The organism is Flavobacterium sp. Root935 (genome assembly GCF_001429295.1).
GTDB lineage: Bacteria > Bacteroidota > Bacteroidia > Flavobacteriales > Flavobacteriaceae > Flavobacterium.
The window spans coordinates 623,839-645,468 of sequence record NZ_LMJL01000008.1; the positions used below are offsets into that span (position 1 = coordinate 623,839).

Annotated in this window: 14 protein-coding genes and 1 pseudogene; 2 read left to right on the top strand and 13 right to left on the bottom strand. The window is 34.0% G+C overall.

The genetic code is table 11. The annotated features are described in order from the left end of the window. Positions 1-124: 124 nt before the first annotated feature. The 9 genes from ASE40_RS07865 to ASE40_RS07905 form a co-directional block, all read right to left on the bottom strand. Positions 125-1,942 carry an alkaline phosphatase gene (locus ASE40_RS07865; protein WP_057116397.1) on the bottom strand — a complete coding sequence of 606 codons (1,818 nt, stop codon included), beginning with the start codon at positions 1,940-1,942 and terminating at the stop codon, positions 125-127. Between the two features lie 149 nt (positions 1,943-2,091). Next, positions 2,092-3,627 (bottom strand): RagB/SusD family nutrient uptake outer membrane protein, encoded by a 1,536-nt coding sequence (locus tag ASE40_RS07870; protein WP_057116398.1) that lies wholly within the window; start codon positions 3,625-3,627, stop codon positions 2,092-2,094. A 19-nt stretch (positions 3,628-3,646) separates the two neighbouring features. Continuing rightward, a complete protein-coding gene (locus ASE40_RS07875; protein WP_057116399.1) occupies positions 3,647-7,027 on the bottom strand; it encodes a TonB-dependent receptor in 3,381 nt (1,126 codons plus the stop codon). A gap of 72 nt (positions 7,028-7,099) precedes the next feature. After that, positions 7,100-8,020: a FecR family protein gene (locus tag ASE40_RS07880; RefSeq protein WP_057116400.1), complete on the bottom strand. Its 921-nt coding sequence runs from the start codon at positions 8,018-8,020 to the stop codon at positions 7,100-7,102. 112 nt (positions 8,021-8,132) lie between these two features. Then, the gene (locus ASE40_RS07885) at positions 8,133-8,690 is read right to left on the bottom strand and encodes an RNA polymerase sigma-70 factor (RefSeq protein ID WP_057116401.1); all 558 of its coding nucleotides are present in this window, start codon (positions 8,688-8,690) and stop codon (positions 8,133-8,135) included. A gap of 471 nt (positions 8,691-9,161) precedes the next feature. Continuing rightward, positions 9,162-11,435, bottom strand: coding sequence for a catalase/peroxidase HPI (gene katG / locus ASE40_RS07890; RefSeq protein ID WP_057116402.1), 2,274 nt, complete (start codon positions 11,433-11,435; stop codon positions 9,162-9,164). Positions 11,436-11,611: 176 nt separating this feature from the next. Beyond that, entirely contained in the window at positions 11,612-13,180 is a 1,569-nt protein-coding gene (locus ASE40_RS07895; RefSeq protein WP_057116403.1) for an MFS transporter, read from the bottom strand. A 2-nt stretch (positions 13,181-13,182) separates the two neighbouring features. Continuing rightward, complete coding sequence (locus ASE40_RS07900) at positions 13,183-14,244, bottom strand: HlyD family secretion protein (protein WP_057116404.1); 1,062 nt, start codon at positions 14,242-14,244, stop codon at positions 13,183-13,185. Positions 14,245-14,256: 12 nt separating this feature from the next. After that, the gene (locus tag ASE40_RS07905) at positions 14,257-15,588 is read right to left on the bottom strand and encodes a TolC family protein (protein WP_057116405.1); all 1,332 of its coding nucleotides are present in this window, start codon (positions 15,586-15,588) and stop codon (positions 14,257-14,259) included. A 213-nt stretch (positions 15,589-15,801) separates the two neighbouring features. Between ASE40_RS07905 and ASE40_RS07910 the strand changes: the two genes are divergently transcribed. Further along, positions 15,802-16,194: a two pore domain potassium channel family protein gene (locus ASE40_RS07910; protein ID WP_057116406.1), complete on the top strand. Its 393-nt coding sequence runs from the start codon at positions 15,802-15,804 to the stop codon at positions 16,192-16,194. Between the two features lie 10 nt (positions 16,195-16,204). After that, a complete protein-coding gene (locus tag ASE40_RS07915; protein ID WP_128414953.1) occupies positions 16,205-16,984 on the top strand; it encodes a hypothetical protein in 780 nt (259 codons plus the stop codon). An 81-nt stretch (positions 16,985-17,065) separates the two neighbouring features. Here ASE40_RS07915 and ASE40_RS07920 read toward each other — a convergent pair whose 3' ends face one another. The 4 genes and pseudogenes from ASE40_RS07920 to ASE40_RS07935 form a co-directional block, all read right to left on the bottom strand. Continuing rightward, positions 17,066-18,997: an OmpA family protein gene (locus tag ASE40_RS07920; protein ID WP_057116408.1), complete on the bottom strand. Its 1,932-nt coding sequence runs from the start codon at positions 18,995-18,997 to the stop codon at positions 17,066-17,068. Positions 18,998-19,008: 11 nt separating this feature from the next. Beyond that, positions 19,009-19,924, bottom strand: a pseudogene (locus tag ASE40_RS07925) (type IX secretion system membrane protein PorP/SprF). Between the two features lie 651 nt (positions 19,925-20,575). Continuing rightward, positions 20,576-20,965, bottom strand: a complete 390-nt coding sequence (locus ASE40_RS07930; RefSeq protein WP_057116409.1) for a RidA family protein — start codon at positions 20,963-20,965, stop codon at positions 20,576-20,578. 83 nt (positions 20,966-21,048) lie between these two features. After that, positions 21,049-21,618 carry a Crp/Fnr family transcriptional regulator gene (locus tag ASE40_RS07935; protein ID WP_057116410.1) on the bottom strand — a complete coding sequence of 190 codons (570 nt, stop codon included), beginning with the start codon at positions 21,616-21,618 and terminating at the stop codon, positions 21,049-21,051. Positions 21,619-21,630 lie beyond the last annotated feature (12 nt).

Here is a 21,630-nt window from a genome sequence, read left to right on the forward strand (position 1 = left end):
TACATTTTTATTTTATTAGTCATTAAAGGTTGTCCTCTCTGGGCAGCCTTTTTTGTTCGGTCATTCATTAAAAAAGGGCGTTTGAAGAAAATCAACCGCCCTTTTATATCTCAATAAAAAAATCTTATTTCGCAGAAAGTAATTCCATTATCTTATGATAAATCGCTGTGTTTTGATAAACTCCCATAAATTTATCTGCTCCTGGTCCATAAGCGAAAACAGGAACTGGAACTGCGGTATGATCATTTGTGCTGAAACTTCCGTGAACGTAACCTTTCTCGATACTTCCATCAATCAATGATAATCCACCTGTCTCGTGATCTGCGGTTACGATTAATAAAGTTTCTGGATTTTTATCTACAAATTCCATTGCTTGTCCAACTAATTTATCAAAATCCAGCATTTCACGAACAACATATTCAACATTATTTTGGTGCCCGCCGTAATCAATCTGCGCACCTTCTGCCATGATAAAAAATGGATTTTTAGTTTTTGAAAAAGTGCTTGTTGCTTTCGCTAAAGATTTAGTTAGAAAATCTCCTCTCCCATTTTTCATAGAAACGACTGCTTTATCTTCTAAAACTACAAATCGATTGTTTTTGATGGTATCTAAACTGGCAAAACTATCTGAAAATGTATATCCTTTTTCGATTAAAACTTTAGACAAATCTTTACCGTCTTTTCTGGATTTAAATTCATTTTGACCTCCGCCAATTAAAATATCAGAAGGATTTGCCAAGAAATCATTTGCGATTGGTTCGCTCAAACTTCTTTCCGGCTGATGTGCATAAAAAGCCGCCGGCGTAGCATCTGTAATATTTCCTGCTGAAATAATTGCCGTTTTATAGTTTTTCTTAATCAATTGCTGTGTAATCAATTCCAACGGTTTTCCTTGTTCGTCAACACTAATAAAACGATTATTGGTTTTATGTCCAGTTGCCATTGCAGTTGCTCCAGCAGCAGAATCTGTAATGTAACTATCTGAAGCTTTGGTGATAGAAAATCCTTGAGTTGGAATGTTAAACAAACTCAATTGTCCTTTGTTTGCGGTGTAACCAGAATATATTTGAGTTAATCCCATTCCGTCGCCAATTAAAAGAATAACGTTTTTAGGACGTTTACTTTTAAATGCATTTTTAGGAACGTAAGCTTGATGAAATTCTGTGTTTTGGTAAAATGTCGTTTTAATGTTATTAATGAACTGAGTCAGCTCAGTAACTTTATCTGTTCCGATAAAATCAACTTTTAAATTCATCAACGTCATATAAGTATTTACGTTGTCCTGCGTTGCCCAAAATCTTACTTTTTTATTTTGATTGTGAACTTTCTTGATAATAGCTTGAATTTTTTCAGAATCTGCCTGCGTTAGAACTCCTTTCCCGTTCCAAACGGTGATTTCTTTTAAATCTTCGCTGATCATTTCTACACGCGCTAATTGATCTGGCGTGTAATTTTCGTTTAATCTTCCGTCAAAATAAATAAAATCTGGATATTCATTCCATTTTGAAGGTAAAGGTCTATTTCCAGAAATGACCACTTTTATATTTTTATTCGAAATAATATCTGGAAAAGTCTTTAACTGCTGTGCAATAACTTTCAAAGTCGCATCGGCATCAGACTTAATATCAATCATTAAAATTAAAGGTTTGCCGCTTGGGTATGCCTTTCCTTCTAAAGTTTTTAATTTAGAAGAAAGCGGTTCCAAATACATGCTTTTAAGTGTGTTGTGAGCTGCAATTTCTTTTGAAGTGTGGGCTACAAACAATTCGTTATTCACCAAAAAAACATCGGCTTCAATAACACCGGTTTCATTAGAATAAGCGCCATAAAATGGTAATTTACTCTCGTAATCGTTATGAGAATGAATATTAGAAGAACTGTATTCCTGCGCCTGCGCGAAAAGGAAAAACTGAAGGCAAAAAAGGGTGATTATTTTTTTCATCGAAAATAAATTAAATAACAAAAAGTGGTAGGTTACTTCTTGAATTGTATGAAAATAAAAAATGGTTTTATTAATTTTTTACGGCCGCAGCCTCCCGACAAAAAAGACTGCAGCGTAAAAAAACTAAAAAAACACAATGAAATTATTGATTACCAGCCTTGGTTTTGAGTCAAAGCTCCTTTGCTTACTGCGATTTCATCTGGCGGTATTGGCCAAACATGGTGAATAGCAGGATTAAAATTACGAGCTGGATAAATTACGCTTCCATCATAATGGTGTAATGGTTTGGCATACGTTTCTTTTGCATCTCCCCAACGTACTAAATCGAAGTGACGGTCTGTCCACTCACCTGCTAATTCGCAGCGTCTTTCTCTTTTTAAATCAACTAAAGTAGCTCCTGAAAGATCTGTAAGACCTGCGCGGCGGCGAATCATATTGATTTCTGTATCTGCATTCTGCCCTTTCATTAATTTCGCTTCCGCTAACATTAAAATCACATCTGCATAACGTAAAAGAGGTACGTTTAAAGCCGTTGAAGGTTTGTCTCCGTTTGCATTTACATAACGAATATCAACTCCGCCCGATGTTGTTTTTGGATAGCTGAATGGCTCCATGTATTTTTTAAACTGATAACCTGTTCTATTACTTGAACTCACCACGTGGTTTCCTTCATTAAAAGTTACCAATTCTCCAAAATACATGAATTTATCTCCTTTTTGTAAAATCGTAGCACTGCGTCTTTTATCGTTTGGAACATAAGTATCAAACAATTCTTTTGTTGGATAGAAATTTCCCCATCCGTTGTAAACTCCCCATCCTTTATCTTCTAAACAAACTCCAGGAAAAATAGATCCTAAAGAAGTATTTTCTGCACTTGAAGTAACAGACCAAATATATTCTGCTGACCAGTTATTGCTGATTTTAAATACGTCTTCAAAATTGTCCAGCAGTTTGTGTTTACCGCTTGCCACAATCATGTTGGCATATTTTATAGCGTTGTCCCAATCTTTTGCATACAAATACGTACGAACTAAATAAGCCCATGCAGCAGTTTTGTGAGCGCGTCCGTAATTGTCTGGCGTAAGCTGGTCAAAGTATGGTAATAAATCGGCCGCTTTAATTAAATCTGCAGCAATGTAAGCGTAGTTTTCTGCAACGTTTTTAGCACGAGGCACATACACATTTGTTGGATTTTCTCTGTCCTGAATTGGAATTCCTGCACGATCGTCTCCATAATGGTATGCTAATTCTAAATGCATTACGGCATGATTAAAATAAGCTTCTCCCAGCATTCCGTTTCTTGTACTTTCATCCAAAGGAATATTTGGCAAATTGCGAATTACATCGTTGCAGCGTTTCATAATTTCATAGTGAATTCTCCAAATATCTTTTGTATCCGATTCTGCTCCGTCAACAATAAAATTTTTGATACGCTCTGCGTTTTGTCTTGGTTTGGTTCCGATATCATCACTTGCATTATTCAGCCAGAAAAAACCACGGCCATACATATTATCATCAGAATACAAAGCATATATTGCGTTTACTCCTGCCTTTGCATCTGCTGGAGTTTTCCAGAAATTTCCGCTTGAAGGAGCCCCCTGTGGTACAACATCAAGTTCACTTTCACAAGCCGAAGTGCCCATTAAAAGCACAAAACTCAATAATAAAAGACTTATTTTTTTCATTTTAATTATTTTTTATTTTTTAAAAAGTTGCATTAACACCTGTCATGTAAATACGTGAAAGTGGATATTTACCTAAATCCATTCCGAAGTTTTTAAGACCAACTTCAGGATCCATTCCAGAATATTTAGTAATTGTAAATAAGTTTTGTCCAGAAATAAAGAATCTAAGTTTTGCTTTTCCGTTCAGCCAGCTTTCTTTTACGGTATAACCAATCGAAACGTTTTTCAATCTTAAGAAAGAAGCATCTTCGATATAAAGATCAGAGATACGTCCGAAGTTATTATTGTTGTCTGTTGAAGATAGAACCGGAACATTGGTGTTTGTATTGGTTGGAGACCAAGCATCTTTAGACTCTGCCAATAAGTTATATCCTGGGAAAGAAGCATTTAAACCTGTATGTTTTACAGCGTTGAAAACACTATTTCCGGCAGCTCCGTTAAAAAAGATATTCATATCGAATCCTTTGTACCTAAAATTAGCATTCAAACTGTAAGTTGTTTTTGGAAAAGGACTTCCTAATACTACTCTATCGCTGTTATTGATAACACCATCGCCGTTTTCATCTTTAAATCTAATATCTCCTGCAACAGCATTTGGCTGATAGGCCACACCATTTTTGTTTACATACGCTTTTGCTTCTGCATCACTTTGAAATAATCCGTCTGTTGCATATCCGTAGAAAGCACCAACAGGACTTCCAACTTGATAGATATTTGCTAAAGGTAAACTACGAACTCTGCTTAAGTTTAAGGGTTCAAGCGAAGTCAAATCGTCTTTAATAGAGACAATTTTATTGGTTAAGAATCCAGCGTTTGCTGTAACGTCAAACTTAAATTCGCCTTTTGTTTTTTGATACGTTAAACTAACCTCAATACCTTTATTTTCAACATCTCCAGAGTTTACAATTCTTCCTTGCGGCGTTCCAGAAACACCTGGCAGTTGGTCACGAACCAGCATGTCTTTATTTTTTTTCACATAAGCATCAACAGATCCAACTAAACTATTATTTAGCATTGTAAAATCTAAACCAATATTAGTCTGCTCAGAGCTTTCCCATTTTAAATTAGGGTTTGATAATTCGCTTTCTGCATAACCGTAATTAATAGATGGAGTTGCTCCAATTAAAGCTTGAGTTTGTGATAATGGCACACTAAACTGATATGGTCCAAGGTTTCCTAAATTTCCAATTTGTCCCCAGCTTGCACGTAATTTTAAATTGCTTACAATTGGCTCAAGACCTTTCATAAAACTTTCTTCAGAAATTAACCAACCTGCAGAAACAGAAGGATATACTTTCCAGCGGTTGTCTTGTAAAAGTTTTGAAGTTCCGTCACGACGCACAATTCCTGAGAATAAATATTTTTGATTGAAGTCATAATTTAATCTTCCTACATAAGAAGAAATGATTTCATCTGATAAACCTGCCCCTGTCTGCTGAATTAATTTTGCATTTAATAAATAACGCTGTGATGGATCTTCGTTGTCAAATCCAGTTCCTTCAACTGTATAGAAATTTCTTTTAGTTTCTTGATACGTATATCCGGCTAAAGCTTTAAGGTTGTGTTTTCCGAATGATTTTTCATAAGAAATAGTCTGCTCGCTCAATAAATCAGTAATTGTCATATTTTTTAGAGTCAGTCTATTGAAATCAAATATTTTTCCTGGCTCAGTAACTTTTACTGTGAAATCTGTTGCATTATCCTGAATTCTGGTATATCCCCAGTTTGATTTTACTTTTAACCCTGGAACAATTTCCCATTCTGCATAAGGATTGATCAAAATGGTAGAAATTGGATTTTTGTTATCTAATCTTTTTAAATATGCCACTGGATTGATAACATCTCCGTAAGAACCAATATATTTTTCAGGAACACCGCCAAATTGTCCAGAACCATCTTCTCTGTAAATCGTCGCGTTTGGCGGATACAAAATCGCTGCTTGAATTGCTCCTGTATACGAACTTGAAGTATTAGCAGTTTGACCATCAGTTAACGAGTATGAAAGATTTTCCCCAATTGTGAAATTATCGGCCAATTTAAAAGATGAATTTGCTCTTACTGTATAACGTTCTCCGTATGTGTTTAACAAAATACCTTCGTTTTTTCTATAACTTCCAGAAAGAAAGAAATTAGATTTTTCTGTTTTTCCGTTTACAGAAAGAGACAGATCTTGAATTTCTCCTGTACGGAAAATTTCATCCATCCAGTTTGTTTTTGTAGTTCTTGCTGTTGGTTCAAATGCAGTGTCAAAAGCAGGAATTCTTGGTAATCCAGCGTTATCTCTTGCCAGATTCATAGCATCAGCATATTCTGCAGCGTTTAGAACCTCTAATTTTTTCGCTACATTTTGAAAACCTCCCTGATAGTTTACATTTACATTGATACGATCTGAAATTCCTTTTTTAGAAGTAATTAAAATTACACCTCCAGAAGCTCTCGCACCGTAAATTGCCGCAGAAGCCGCATCTTTTAAAACACTTATTGAAGCAATATCATTTGGGTTTAAAGTGTTTAAAGAACCACTATAAATAATTCCGTCTAGAACAATTAACGGAGTTTCAGCATTTAAAGATCCTATACCGCGAATATTGATTGTTGGCGAAGATGTTGGATCACCTCCATCATTAATAACCGTTACACCAGCAACTGTTCCCTGCAGTAATTCGGCAGCATTGTTATACGTTCTGCTAGAAGTTTCTTTCATAGAAACAGATCCTACAGCGCCAAGAACTTCGTTCTTTTTTACACTTCCGTAACCCATAACAACTACTTCCTGAAGTTGTTTTACATCAGCTGCCAGTTTTACTGTAATGGTTTGTGTGCTGGTAACTTTTACTTCTTGTGTAATATAACCAACGTATGAAAAAACAAGAGTCGCTTCGGCTGCGTTGATTTCCATTTTAAAAGTTCCGTCAAAATCTGTAGCTGCAGCTGCATCAGAACCTTTGTCTTTGATTCCAACGCCTGGTAACGGCATATTATCATCTCCTCCAAAAACAGTTCCTGAAACAATTATTTTATTCTGATCTGCCGCTGCTACTTTTTGATTTTTTTTGATAACGATATTATTACTCACAATTTCATATCGAAGTGCTGCACCGCAAATTCTGTCCAACGCTTGTTCCAGCGTTACATTACTCAATTTTAAACTTAATTTTTGATTGGTATTGACTTGGCTGCTTTCGTACATAAAATGCACATCGACCTGATTTTCAATTTTTTGAAAAATATTTTTTATACTTTCATTTTCAACTTTTAAAGTTACTCTTTTGTTAATGTCAACATTCCCGGCGTTTACTGTCAGCGTCGCAAAAAACAAAGCCATAAACAGGAATAATTTTGTTCCTATTGTCCTTAAGCTCTGACAATTTACGGCATACCGCATTTGTTTTTCATTCATAATTTTTAGATTTAGTTGATTGTTTTTGTTTATTTAGGATGCTACGTAGTTTATTTTTAATGTGCTGAAGAATTACTCTATTTTATAAATACCCGAATCCATTTTATAATCGGCATTGATGATATTACACACCAATCCAATTACTTGATCGGCAGGCAGTTCTTTAAAATAGGCGCTTATCTTTAAAGCATTTAATTTTTGATTTTTGATTTCGATAGCCACATTATAATTGCGGTTAATTGTGGCAACAACTTCGGGCAGAGGCGTATCTTCAAAAACCATAATATTTTTTCGCCATAGTGAAATTGTATTCACTGGAATATCTTTAAAAGCCTGAAGCTTATTGTTGTGTGATTTAAATACCACTTTTTGGCCAGGAGTTACATACACATTCTCTTCTGTAACGGTAGATTTCACGTTCACTCTTCCAGTTAAAACTGAAACTTCCTGGGTTGTTTGGTCTGGATATGCCTGTACATTAAAACTGGTTCCCAGAACTTTGGTATCCATTTTATTGGTGTGAATGATAAAAGGATGTTTTTTGTCTTTGGCTACATCAAAAAAAGCTTCACCAGAGAGATATACTTCTCTTGTATCTCCTTTAAATTCTTTTGGATATTTTAAAACACTTCCGGCATTCAGCCATATCTGCGTTCCGTCACTCAATTTTATTTGAGCATGTTCGCCAAGTTTTACCGCTAATTGTGTGTTTTCAATTGAATGTGATGACTGATAAAAAAACACTGATAATCCGATTAGAAAAACCAAAGAGGCAGCAACCGCCCAGTTTTTATATTGAAGAGCAATAACATTATTGGTTTTCTTAATTTGACGTAACTCTTTTTTTAGTTTCGAACGATCTGACTGTATCATTTCCATGTTTTCAAAAAAATCATCAGTACGATCGTACCATTTATTCCACATTTCTTGTCCTTTTGGAGAATACTTTCCTTCTAAAAAATGTTTTATTTCTTGTCTTAATTTATCAGGCATTATAATTTCTTTATGTCTTTAATAGTATGTCTTTGGAATTGTAATTTTCGGTAGGTGCGCAAGGTTACGCTTCTGTTAAGAAAAAAAAGAAACCTTAATTTTGATTTCACTTTTAATTGAACTCGCCCAAATAAGTGCGCATAAATTTGAGCGCATAAGTAATATGATACTTTACCGTTTCGATTGAAACATTCAGTTCCTCAGCGATTTCTTTATTGGTATAATGTTTTACCCTGCTTAGAATAAAAACTTCTTTTGATTTTTTAGGAAGTAGCATTGCTGCCTTATCAACTGCTTTTTGCAGTTCGTCGTAATAAATAGAATCTTCTGTTGCATTATGACTGCCGTACGAAACAGTATTTCTATCCAAAACTTCTTGTACATATTGGTCTGCAACTGTATGAGATTTTATATAATCTAATGTCATATAACGAACCGAAGTGTAGATATAAGCCGCAAAACTTTTTTGAATGACAATTGTCTTGCGTCGTTCCCAGATACTGGTAAAAACTTCCTGAACAATTTCTTCTGATATTGCTACAGATTTCATTCTGAGGTATACAAATCGAACAAGTATGTCTCGATATCTAAAATAGAGTTCATCAAAAGCTTTGTCTTTGCCGTTTCTTAATAGTTCGACAAGTTCTTCGTCTGTAAACTTCTTATACATTGTACATTATTTTGGCATGAATAATCAAATGAAAAATGCAGTCTGCAGCATTTCTTCTGATTTCGTGTTGATAATGTTCGTGTTGTTTCAAAAATGACATATACAAAGTATTAGGTTCTTTTTATATGTCTTCAAAATTAAAGATGAGGGTAGGTCGAAAAGGTTACGTTTACATTAATAAAACGGTCTTAAAACGAAACATATTATTAACATTTGAAACTAAAAGTTACCTGTAAAATAAGGTTATGAAGTATTTGAAGTAAAAAATAGAATGGTCTCTCTTTTATAATAATCCTTCTCTTATAAAAAAGCTTTTTTTGAGGTTTGAATGATAAAAAAGTGCTTAACAAAAAATTAAAGGCTCTAAGCGCACGGAAGGTTAAATCATAGCTGTTTTAATTTTTTTTATAAAAAAATGCCCCCAATAAGCAGCAAACTTTTTGGGGGCAATTGTAAAATTAATTTTTTGTTTTACACTAAATCGAATCTATCTAAATTCATTACTTTATTCCATGTTGCAACAAAATCGTTTACAAATTTTTCTTGTGCATCTGTACTTGCATACACTTCTGCTACAGCTCTTAATTCTGAATTAGAACCAAAAACAAGATCTGCGCGTGTACCAATCCATTTTGGCTGACCTGTTGCGCGATCATTTCCTGCGTACAGCTCTTTATCATTTGAAACAGCCTGCCATTGTGTATTCATATCAAGCAGATTTATGAAGAAGTCATTCGTCAATTTTCCCGGACGATGTGTAAATACACCATTTTTTGAACCATCTGTATTGATGTCCAGCACGCGTAATCCTCCTAAAAGCACCGTTAGTTCAGGTGCTGTAAGGGTTAATAAATTTGCTTTATCAATAAGAAGTTCTTCTGTTGAAACTGGTGATTTAGTTTTTCTATAATTTCTAAAACCATCTACTTTAGGCTCCAAATATCCAAATGATTCAACATCTGTTTGTTCTGATGATGCATCCATACGACCTGGAGTAAAAGGTACAACAACTGTACTTCCTGCCTCTTTCGCCGCTTTTTCTACTGCTGCAGCACCTGCTAAAACTATTAAATCTGCCAGAGAAACTTTTTTTCCATCGATTTGAGCATTGTCAAATTCTACGCGTATAGTTTCTAATTGGTTTAAAACCTGTCTAAGCTGCGTTGGGTTATTGACCTCCCAGTCAATTTGCGGCTGTAGTCTTATACGTGCTCCATTTGCACCACCACGTTTATCAGATCCTCTAAAAGTAGAAGCCGAAGCCCATGCTGTTGCAACCAATTGAGATGTGCTTAATCCGGTATTTAATATTTTTTCTTTTAGCTGAGCAATATCATTCTCCTCTATTAATTTATGATTTACTTCTGGAATAGGATCCTGCCACAATAATTCTTCCTGCGGAACATCTGGTCCTAGATAGCGTGCACGTGGTCCCATATCACGATGTGTCAATTTAAACCATGCACGTGAAAAGGCATCAGCAAACTGATCTGGATTCTCTAAAAAGCGTCGTGATATTTTTTCATATTCTGGATCTAACCTCAGCGATAAATCAGTAGTAAGCATTGTTGGCAAATGCTTTTTATTAGCATCAAAAGCATCAGGAATAATTTCTGGAGCATTTTTAGCTACCCATTGGTGTGCACCTGCAGGACTTTTAGAAAGTTCCCATTCAAAACCAAATAAATTTTCAAAGAAGTTATTGCTCCATTGTGTTGGAGTTGTTGTCCATGTTACTTCTAGTCCACTTGTAATGGCATCAGGACCTTTACCTGAACCAAAACTATTTTTCCATCCAAAACCTTGAAGTCCTAAATCTGCTGCTTCTGGTTCTTTACCAACATGGTCAGAAGAAGCTGCACCGTGAGTTTTACCAAAAGTATGTCCTCCCGCAATTAATGCTACTGTTTCTTCATCATTCATTGCCATACGTCCAAAAGTATCTCTAATATCTTTTGCCGCAGCAATAGGATCTGGATTTCCGTCTGGACCTTCCGGATTTACATATATAAGCCCCATTTGTACAGCGGCAAGAGGTTTATCTAGATTTCTGCTGTGAATATGACCATCTGCATCATCATCTGACGATACAACTCCATGATCTTTTGGCACACCTTCAGAACCATCTTTATAACGTTCATCACCTCCAAGCCATGTAGTTTCAGAACCCCAATAAACTGATTCATCTGGCTCCCATACATCTGCTCTTCCTCCTGCAAAACCAAATGTTTTAAAGCCCATTGATTCCAAAGCAACATTTCCAGTTAAGATCATTAAATCTGCCCAAGAAATTTTTTGACCATACTTTTGTTTTATCGGCCATAATAATCTTCTGGCTTTATCAAGGCTTACGTTATCTGGCCAGCTGTTAAGCGGCGCAAAACGCTGTTGTCCTGCTCCTGCTCCACCGCGTCCGTCATGTACTCTGTAAGTTCCAGCGCTATGCCACGCCATTCGGATAAAAAGACCTCCATAGTGACCAAAATCTGCGGGCCACCAATCTTGTGAATCAGTCATGAGTTCATGTAAATCTTTTTTTACCGCCTCAAGATCAAGAGTTTTAAATGCTTCAGCATAATTAAAATCCTTATCCATCGGATTTGATAAAGCTGAATTCTGTCTCAGGATATTTACTTTTAGCTGCTTTGGCCACCAGTCACGATTTTTTGTGCCTGTTGCTGCTTCCTTATCCATGCTCCCATTATGAAATGGGCATTTGCTGATGTCATTCGATTGATTATCCATAATTGCTTTTTTTTATTTTTACTAAATTACAAACTATACAAAGAGAATTCCATTGGTTTGAATAATAAATATTTTTTATTTTATAGATAAAATCTATTGTATTAAAATAAACTTTACATATCATTCCACTCTTGTCTTCATAAACTTATTTCAATTTTAGCTAAAGTTATTGACAGCTAGATTGGTATTGGTCCTACATCTACTCTTTTGAGTGGTCTTCGCCAAAGTTTAAATATTAAAATAATTAAAACAGGAAAAAAGCAAACGGCCGACATGACAAGATAAATATCCTTATATGCTAATAATATGGAAGCTTGAGAAGTTTTGTTCGAGAGCGCTTTTTCTGCCTTTTTTTGTGCTTCCGTTTCGGATAATCCCATATAGAGAAAATTCCTTTTGGAATTTGCTAGTTGCTTCTGCGCCATTTGGTTTAGTTCTGTTAACTGCTGGTTAAGACCTGTTTTATGCTGTATATTTAAACCTGAGATAAAAGTCGCTAAAATGGCACTTCCTAATAAACCTGCAAAAACCGCTTGGGCAATAATACCACTCATCATTCTAGATGCGCTTAGTTTTGGAGGAACTCCTTCGGAAATATAAAGAAGAGAAATTGGGAAAAGAAAACCAATTCCGAGTCCTTTAAAAATTAAAGGAAGAAAAAAATCTGAAGAATCTATTCCGGGATAAAACCGAAAAAAAAGTATAATATGATAAAATCCATAACATGCAAATCCCATAATCCAAATAGTAGCCAGGTAAATTTTCTTAAACAAAAGATAAGTCGATAGAGGAATAGCAATACATAATCCTATTAATAATGCTAAATGTGTTCTGGCTCCTGAAACAGCATCAAAACCTAAAATATTGGTCATATAACCTGTTACAACACTTCCTGTTCCGTTGATTACACCAATATAGAACATTAAAAAAGTGCCAATAATTACATTTTTAAAACGATAAACGTCGGGATCAATTATGGGATCATCTGTAAAACGTACATGAATTAAGTAAATGCCAATAAGAATCAATAATAAAGCTGCTGCTAAATTAATTTTAGGATCGTTAAACCAATTTTTACTCTGCCCCTCCGCGCATAGAAAGAGAATTACGGTGAAAAATAAAATCATAATAATCCATCCACGCCAGTCAAATTGAAATTTGGTTTTCATTGGAGCAACATCTGCTTTGTAAAAATACCACGCCAGAAGAATACAGATTAAAAAATTGATGTTCAGAAAATATATGCCAAATGTCCAATTATAAAAACTAGTAAAATGTGCTCCTAAATATTGGTAAACATGCTGGCTTCCTTTTTGAATGAATTGCAGAATTCCGTACAGCAATGCCATATTAAAAGCTGGATTGTATTTTAATAAAATTGGCACCATTGAAGCAAAAATTCCAATTACAGAAACAATTCCTAAAAGCGAACGCCAAAAGGTAAACCATTCTATACTTGAAGCAAATAAGGAAGCAGTATTGAATATAATGGATAAAAATGCAGCTGACAAAATCATTGTCCGCACCTTAATCTGCTTGCCCAATTTTAATCCTAAAGGCATAAAAGCCAGCATGACAAAAATTGGAATATAAATGGAATAGGTAAAAACGGTAGTCGATGCACCAAAATGTCCTAAAACTTGAGAATTGTCGTAAGTGGTGACATTCAATCCATTAAAAAAAGGAATGGTTAAGATATATAATCCTACGAGTGTAAAAACGCTTCCTTTTTTTCCTGCAAACATATTTATTTTTTTACTTCGACTGTTACGTTCATTCCCGGTTTTACTTCTTCTAAATCTTTAGGATCTGACTCAAATTCAATTTTAACTGGAATTCGCTGTGTTATTTTGACAAAGTTTCCTGTTGCATTATCTGGCTCAACCATCGAAAACTTAGCACCTGTTGCTGGCGAAAAGCCGGTAACTTTCCCTCTAAACTCTTTTTCACCAAGAGCATCAATTGTTATAACAACTTGTTGTCCTATTTTAATTTTTCTGATTTGTGTTTCTTTAAAATTAGCCGAAACCCATAATTTCTGATTGAGTACAATTGTTGCAATGACTTGATTGGCATTTATTAATTCGCCAATTGATAAGTTGCGTTCTCCAGCTATACCATCTGCGGGAGCAATAATATTGGTATACGATAATTGTAATTTTACTGCCTCAAGGTCAGCTTTTTTACGTGCGACTGTAGCTCTAGCTGCTTCGAGATTAATGTTACTTTGCTTTGTTACAGAATTATTTGCGTCTAATCCTTTTTTACCTGCTTTTAAATACGCTTCTTCTGATCTTAATTTTGAAACTACTTGATCATATTGATTACGCGTAACGGCAGAATCTGCATACATATTTTTGAATCTTTGGTAATCTTTTTGTGCTTTTTCAAGACTGGCCAAATCGCCTGCTAATTTTTCTTTTGCTGCAGATTGATTTGAAGATGAAGTAATTATGGTTTGCTCTAATGAATGAAGGTTTCCAACTGCAATTGCAAGATCTGCTTCGGCTTGGCTTACTTTAATTAAATATTCTGAATTGTCCAAAATTACCAGTGTATCTCCTTTGTGCACTACCTGATTGGTTTCAAACCGAATTGCGGCAATGTGTCCAGATGCCCTTGCTGAAACGTTACTTATATAAGCCTCAACTTGAGCATTATTGGTAGTTTCGTAATTGCTAAAATCAAAAAACAAACTCAAAATCCAAAGCCCTCCAGCAGCTAAAAAGATAAAAGAAATAATAGTTAAAATCGTATTTCTCTTTTTATCCTTTTGAATTCCTTCAGCTGGTTTATTTTCTTCGCTCATACTATTCTAATTTTAAAGTTTACCCATTGCAAATTGCAGGGAATAATACTGAATGATTAAATCTAAATTCGCATTGACAAGTGAAATTTTTGAATTATTCAATTGCAGTTCAGCATCAACCATATCGCTTATTAAGGCAAAATCATTATCATATCTGCTTTTTACAATTTTATAATTACTTAATGACAGCTCTACATCTTTTTTGTAAGTCGCTATATTTCTTTTACTTTCCTCATACTTAACATATGCCGTTTTTACTTCGCTTTCAATTTGGTTTTTGGCTGCATCAAGAGCAACATTGCTTTTTTCAATTTGAAGTTTATCTCCTTTTATGCGGTGTTTAATGTTATAAAAACTTGAAACATCCCAATTTAAAGAAAGTCCAGCTGCCCAATAATTAATAATATTGACATAGTTTGGCCATTGTGCAGGATATTCTGTATTTAAAATAAGATTAGCATTTATACTTGGCGAAAATCCGCTTTTTGAGATGTTTAGAGTCGATTCTGATAATTGAATGCCAATTTCCGCACGCTTGATTTCTTCTCTATTCTGGAAAGCTTGCGAAATGCTTTCTTGCAATTTTATTTCTTCAAATGGAACACCGCTTTTATCAATTTGAGGTTTTAGAATTGTATTGGTTGGAATACCTATTAAAACATCTAAATAGTTGCTTACTAATTCTATATCGTTTGTATTTTTAAAAACCGAAACTTTAAAATTAGATTGTTGCAATTCTGTTCTAAGCAAATCGCTTTTTAAATTCTGGCCATTCTCTACACGAGATTTTAGCTGCTTAATTCTAAGATCAGTGTTTATAATATTTTGTTTCGTTACTTCAATTTGTTTGTATAATTTTTCAAGCGTAAAATAATAAGTTGTAATGGCATTCTTTACTTCTGCCTGCGTCATTTTTACTGCTGATTCCTGCATCTGGCTCAGGATTTTCTGCTGTTCAATTTTTCTATTAATTAAACTTCCATTATAAATTGGCATTGAAGTAATAATATTGGCAAATGCTTGATGATTAAAATAATCTACTGTTATACTGTTTTCGTAAAAACCTTCATATAGTTTTGGATTTCCAATATAAGTATAACCACCATTCAGCGCGATACGAGGGGCTTTAGCAATTTTGGCCTGGCTTAAATTTTCATTTGCAATTGCCGCATCTACAGTTACCATTTTGAGTTGCCTATTATTCTGGATTCCTAATAAAAGTGCTTCTTCCAGTAGAATTGTTCGTGAATGGTCAAGACTGTCTCCCTGAGAAAAAATTTGTAAAGTACTAAAGAAGGTCAAAATCAAAAACAAATAGAGAAGTCGTATTTTTTTGTTCAACATATAATTCATTAATATAATTTAACGCGTTGATTTTCAAAAAGTATTCTAAACTTAAAACCGTTTAAAAGAAGGAATCTGGATATTTAGGCTTGTATGGGTTGATTTTAAAGGATTAACATAAAATTTTGTTAATTTTTTTCATTATAAATATAGTAAATATTTCTGTATATAAAAATAAATCACTAATATTGAGTAACTTAAAATCAAAACACGATGCTTATAGAACTTGCTTTAACGGGAAAATTCATTGTAGATATTGTTAAAAGATTGAGAAATGACAAGACATTTCGAACCCTAGGATTTTTACTTTTCGTTTTAATTTTGGTTGGTACAATGTTTTTTTGGCTGGTAGAACACCTGCCTTTTCTTAAAGCATTGGCTTATTCCGTAGGAACACTTTCTATGAATAGTCCGTACGATCATGAAATTACTTTTTCCACTATCGGTGTTGTTTTTAATATTATATACATTTTTATAGGTGTTGGTGTATATCTAATTTTTGTACTTGAAGCAGGAAGAACAATTATTGCTGCTCATGAAGAATTTGAAAAAAAACAAGCTGAAAAAAAAGCGCTTAAAAAAGCAAGAAAAGAAGCTGGACTTTAATGAATAAAATATGAATTCAAATACATTAGAGCATACCGAAGCCTGGGTAATTGCTCTCCTCCTTTTTGCATTGATGCTTATTTCAGGCTTTGTTGGAAAACAAATTGGAAATTACATTCATAATAAAAATCAAACTGAAGAAAAACCGCCAGAAACTTCGGCTCTCATTGCTTTGCTTTTTTTCTTACTTGCATTTACATTTGGTATGAGCGGCGAACGCTACGATTCGCGAAGAAAGGTTGTTGTAGAAGAAGCCAATATTATTGGTACTGCCATATTGCGAGCTGATTTATATCCGGACACGACTAGAGCTTTATTTCGTAAAGATTTTAAAGATTATGTAGAAACACGAATTTCTTATTATACGGCAGGCCCAGATGCAAAAGGGATTTTAAAAGCCGACAGCTTATCGCAGATTATTTCGGCTAAATTATGGAAACGTGCAACTTCACTTTCTAAAGATCCAGCTAATCTAGCTGCAACGCAGCAAATGATTCCTGCTTTAAATGATATGATTGATGTAACTACTACCCGGCTTTCTGGAGAAAAGGCAAAAGTTCCTCAGAGTATCTTAGTCATGCTGTTTTTTCTGGCTGTAATAATTTCATTTTATGGAGGTTATTCTGAGGGCCGTAAAGGAAAAATTGACTGGCTGGTACAAATTGGATTTTGTATTTTGGTTTCTTTAGTAGTTCTATTTACTTTAGATCTAGACAGACCGCGCAGAGGTTTCGTTAACCTAGATGTTCCTAATCAAACTATAATTGACTTGAGGAAAAATTTTCAGTAATTAAAAAGCTATAATACACATATAACAAAAAGTCCTAATTTTCATTAGGACTTTTTTATTGTTTTTATTTCAATTAAAATATTATAATTGTGAAATAATAAATTCGCTTCTTCTGTTGGCTTGATGCTGTTCTTCTGAACATTTTACACCATCAGTACATCCATTTACTAACTGGGTTTCGCCATAGCCTTTTCCAGTTAATCTATTGGCATTAATACCATTTTTAATTAGCCATTTTATAGTTGATTCGGCTCTTCTATTAGATAAAGCCTGATTGTATTTATTGCTGGCTCTGCTGTCCGTGTGTGAACGAATATCGAGTTTCATTGTTGGATTATTATTTAAAACATCCAATATCTTCTCTAGATCAAGTGCTGCTTCCCTTTGAATATCTGATTTGTCCAATTTGAAATAAATCATTTTAATATCGAAACATTTTCCTAAATCATCGCCAACTTTAACCTTGCAAGTGGCTTTATCCAAAGCAATTGGAAGAGTGGTTTTTCCTGTTACTCTATCTATAATCACCATTACTTCTTTAGTCGCATAATCGGTGTTTTCTGCTCTTACATTATACGTTTTACCACATTCTACAGGAAAAGAATATTTTCCTGAAGCATCAGAAACTATGCTGTTCTTAACGATCTGATTTTCATACAATGTTACTTTTGCACCAGAGAGAATACTGCCGGTTGCTGCATCTGTTATTGTACCTTCTAATCCTTGAATACATTGTAGTTTTCGGGTTTCAAGAAATTTATAAATATCATCAGAACCTTGTCCTCCATCTTTATTGGAGCTGAAATATCCTCTTCTGGAACCGGGATCAATGATATAAGCAAAATCATCTTTGGGAGAATTAATATCAGCACCTACATTTTGAATATTGCTTATAGTTCCATCATCTTCAATTTTCCCCACAAAAACATCTAATCCGCCAAGTCCAGGATGCCCGTCAGAAGCAAAATAGATTTCATTTTCGCTTGTAACGTATGGATAAGTTTCCTTGCCTTCTGTGTTTATGGTGTTTCCGAGATTTTCAGGTGGGCCATAACCTCCGTTAGGATTGATACTTACTTTATAAATATCCGACTGACCAAGTGTTCCCGGTCTGTCTGATGCGAAGTAAAGCGTTTTCTCATCAGCGCTTAGAGCTGGATGTGCTGTACTGTAATTGTCGCTGTTAAAAGGAAGTTCTGTTATATTTGTCCATTTATCATTTTCGAGAGTAGCTTTGTATATTTTTACTAAAGTAATTTTATTTTCATCTTTACCTTTTTTACCATTTATAAAATTATTTCTTGTGAAATAAACCGTTTTTCCATCCTTGGTAAAAGCCGGCGAAGATTCATGAAATTTAGTATTTAAAGAGGTTTTAAATTTATTAACTTTAGAACTTGCATTGGTTGCTGGGTCAATATCTGCAAAATATAAATTAGTGAAATATTCTCCTGTCCATTTGTGTTTACGCTGCGAGAAATTACCTGTATCTCTTGCAGATGCAAAGTATATTTTATTATTATAAACAAAAGAGCCGTAATCTGAATATTTGGTATTTATTCCTGCATCTTCAATTTTATAACGCCCTGAATTGTTTTTGATTTGGTTAAGATAATTACTGTCTTCTTTGTATAATTTTCCTCTGCTGTCATTATTAAACTTAGCGCTGAATTCTGCCAGCATTTTATTTGCTTTTTCGATCTGACCTATTGATTTAAGTGATTGTGCATATCTGTAATAGTACTCGGCTTCTGGAGAAGGGTTCATAGCAAAAAGTTCACCATACCATTTAGCAGCGCCTTCAAAATCAGAATTGAAGTAGTAGGAATTCCCCAGCTTTTTAAACATATCTTCAGATTTGTATCCTTTATCTGCTACGCGCTCATAAGTCTTAATAGCATCGATATAGGCATAACTATTATAGTTTTTATCTCCCAAGGCTACTTTTTTCTCTTGAGCATAACCTTGAAAAAAAACACTTATTATTGTACAAATGAGTATAACTTTTTTCATAATAAATATTTTTAGAAGAATCGAGGGGTTGTCATTCTATTATTGTTTTTGAAGAATTCATAACGCAGGAATATTTCATGTGAGCCTGAGTTATAGTTGTTCAGACGAGTAGTTTCACGATCATAGCCATAACCAATATACAAACCGTCGGTTATCTGAAAACCTGCTATAGCACTAAGCGCAGCACTCCATCTGTAGGCCACACCTACCACAAATTTATCAATGAACATAAAATTAGCCGAAATATCTACTTGCAATGGAGCACCTTGCACCATTTTACCCAATACTGCTGGTTTAAATTTAATATCCTGATATTTGTCTAGATTAAAGACATAACCTCCCATTAAATAATAATTAATTTTATCCTTATAGATGGCAACATCATTATCGTCATAACGATTGGTTTCTATGAAATTCGGAACCGATAATCCGATATAGGCTTTGTCAGAATGCCAATAGATTCCTGCTCCAACGTTTGGCGAAAATTTATTGTCTAAGTCCTGAAACTGCGGATCGCCTTGATCTTCTGGATTCAATTTATTAATATCGAGATTACAAATTGGCTGTTCCTTTTATTCCAAAAGAGAGTTTGAAATCTGCCGAAGTTTGAACAGTATAAGACAAGTCTACCGAAAAGTTATTCTCATTAGTAGGTCCAATTTTATCATTTACTACTGATAAACCTACCCCTAACTTGCTATTGTTAATTGGGGTGTTGATCGAGAAACTACTGGTTTCTGGAGCACCATCAAGACCCACCCATTGGGTACGATATAATCCAAAAATACTCAAAGCTCCCCGCGATCCGGCATAAGCAGGATTGATATTGATTGTGTTGTACATATACTGCGTGTACTGCGCATCTTGCTGAGCGTAATTTGCAATTGCTGTAAACATCAAAATGAAAGAAAATAATGTTGTTTTCATAATAGAATATTTATTATTACTATTTTTTTCTATTACCTGGAAGTAAGTCTTAATAATTTAAGTGGAAAAATTGCCGTACCGAATACTAGCAAAGTATACAAAGTGATTTGCAATGCGATTGGCATAATAGCCTGAAAATAAAAGTAAAGAGAGTAATTTATTCTTCATAAGTTCAATTATTAGGATTATCAAACAATTTATTTATAATAGAAATAAAAACTAAAGACAGAAATCTGAGGCAGATAAGTAAAACACTTTAGACAAACCGCTATAAGTTTAAAAAGAGTGAATTAGAGGTTACAATAAATGATAAAAGAAATTACATGCTTTTAAGAAAACATGTACAAAGAGACGGCATGAAAAAAATTATAGGTCTCTATAAAACTTATTAGATTTGAATGGCTTGAATAAATTAAATAAGGATTTTTTGAACTAATTAATTGAAATAATACTTATAAGACAATCCTATTTAATTAAAGTTTTGTAAAAGTAATAAAATTTTAAAACACTAGCAATCAAAATTTTAATTTTCATTATTAATAAAAAACCTATATAAATTGGTACTTAAAATCTTCAGGAAGATATTTCAAAAAAAGTCCTAATTTTCATTAGGACTTCGATTAGTTATATTTTTAGAAATAAATTAAAAATCTACTTTACGACGGTTGCTTCAAGTTCGACCTTTAAAGTTTCAAAAAGAGTTTTTACTTCCAGGACTGTACTCGATTGTTTAATTTCGTTCTCCTGAATCCAATTTTGTAAAACATCGAAATTTTCAAATAACGAAACACTTTCTGTTGTATAAATATTAAGTCTTACGATATTTTTTAATTCGTAATCAGCCTCTTTAATTACTTTTTCTAAGTTTTCGATTGTTTGTATCAATTGAGTACGTATATCAGCATCACTAGAAACACCATTATCATCAATAGCTGTTTGACCAGAAACATACAAAGTTCCTTTTACGTTACTCACTTCTACAGCTTGAACATAGCTTCTGGCATCCTGCCATTTCCAAGGATTTATTATTCGTTTTTCCATCTTTCTATTTTTAAAATTAATAGATGCAAAAATCAGAAAGGCTTTGTTTTCCAGGGTGTGATAAACATCACAATTTTAAATTATTAAAATAAACGGCTCAGCGTCTCGCGTGAAACCCCAAGATAAGAGGCCAAAGAGCTTTTAGGAACACGTTGCAGCAAAGCTGGATTTTTGAGTAATAACTGTTCGTATCTTTCGCGTGCATTTGAAGTTAGAAATGACAATATTCTTGTTTGTGATCCAATATGACCTGCAATTGATTTTCGGAGAAAAAAACGCTCCATTTGCTGTATTTCCGAACAAAGTTTTTCGAAGTTTTCCAACGAAAGGCTATATACAATTGTATCTTCAATACATTCTAAGGATAGTGTTGCTTTACTTTTAGTATAAAAAGCCTGAAAGTCGGTTTCCCACCAGTCTTCCATTGCAAAAGAAACGATATGTTTCTTGGCATCTTTGTCTTCATAAACTAATTTGACTAATCCAGAAACTACAAAATTTACATCTGAAACTTCATTTCCTTCTTCTATAATAAATTGGCCTTTTTGAAAAGTTTTTAACTCAAAATGAGATATAATAAAAGCTACTTCATCATCCGTTAATGGAACTACTTTCTCAATATGCGCTTTTAAAAATTGCTCTGGATTATTCATTAGAAGTTACTT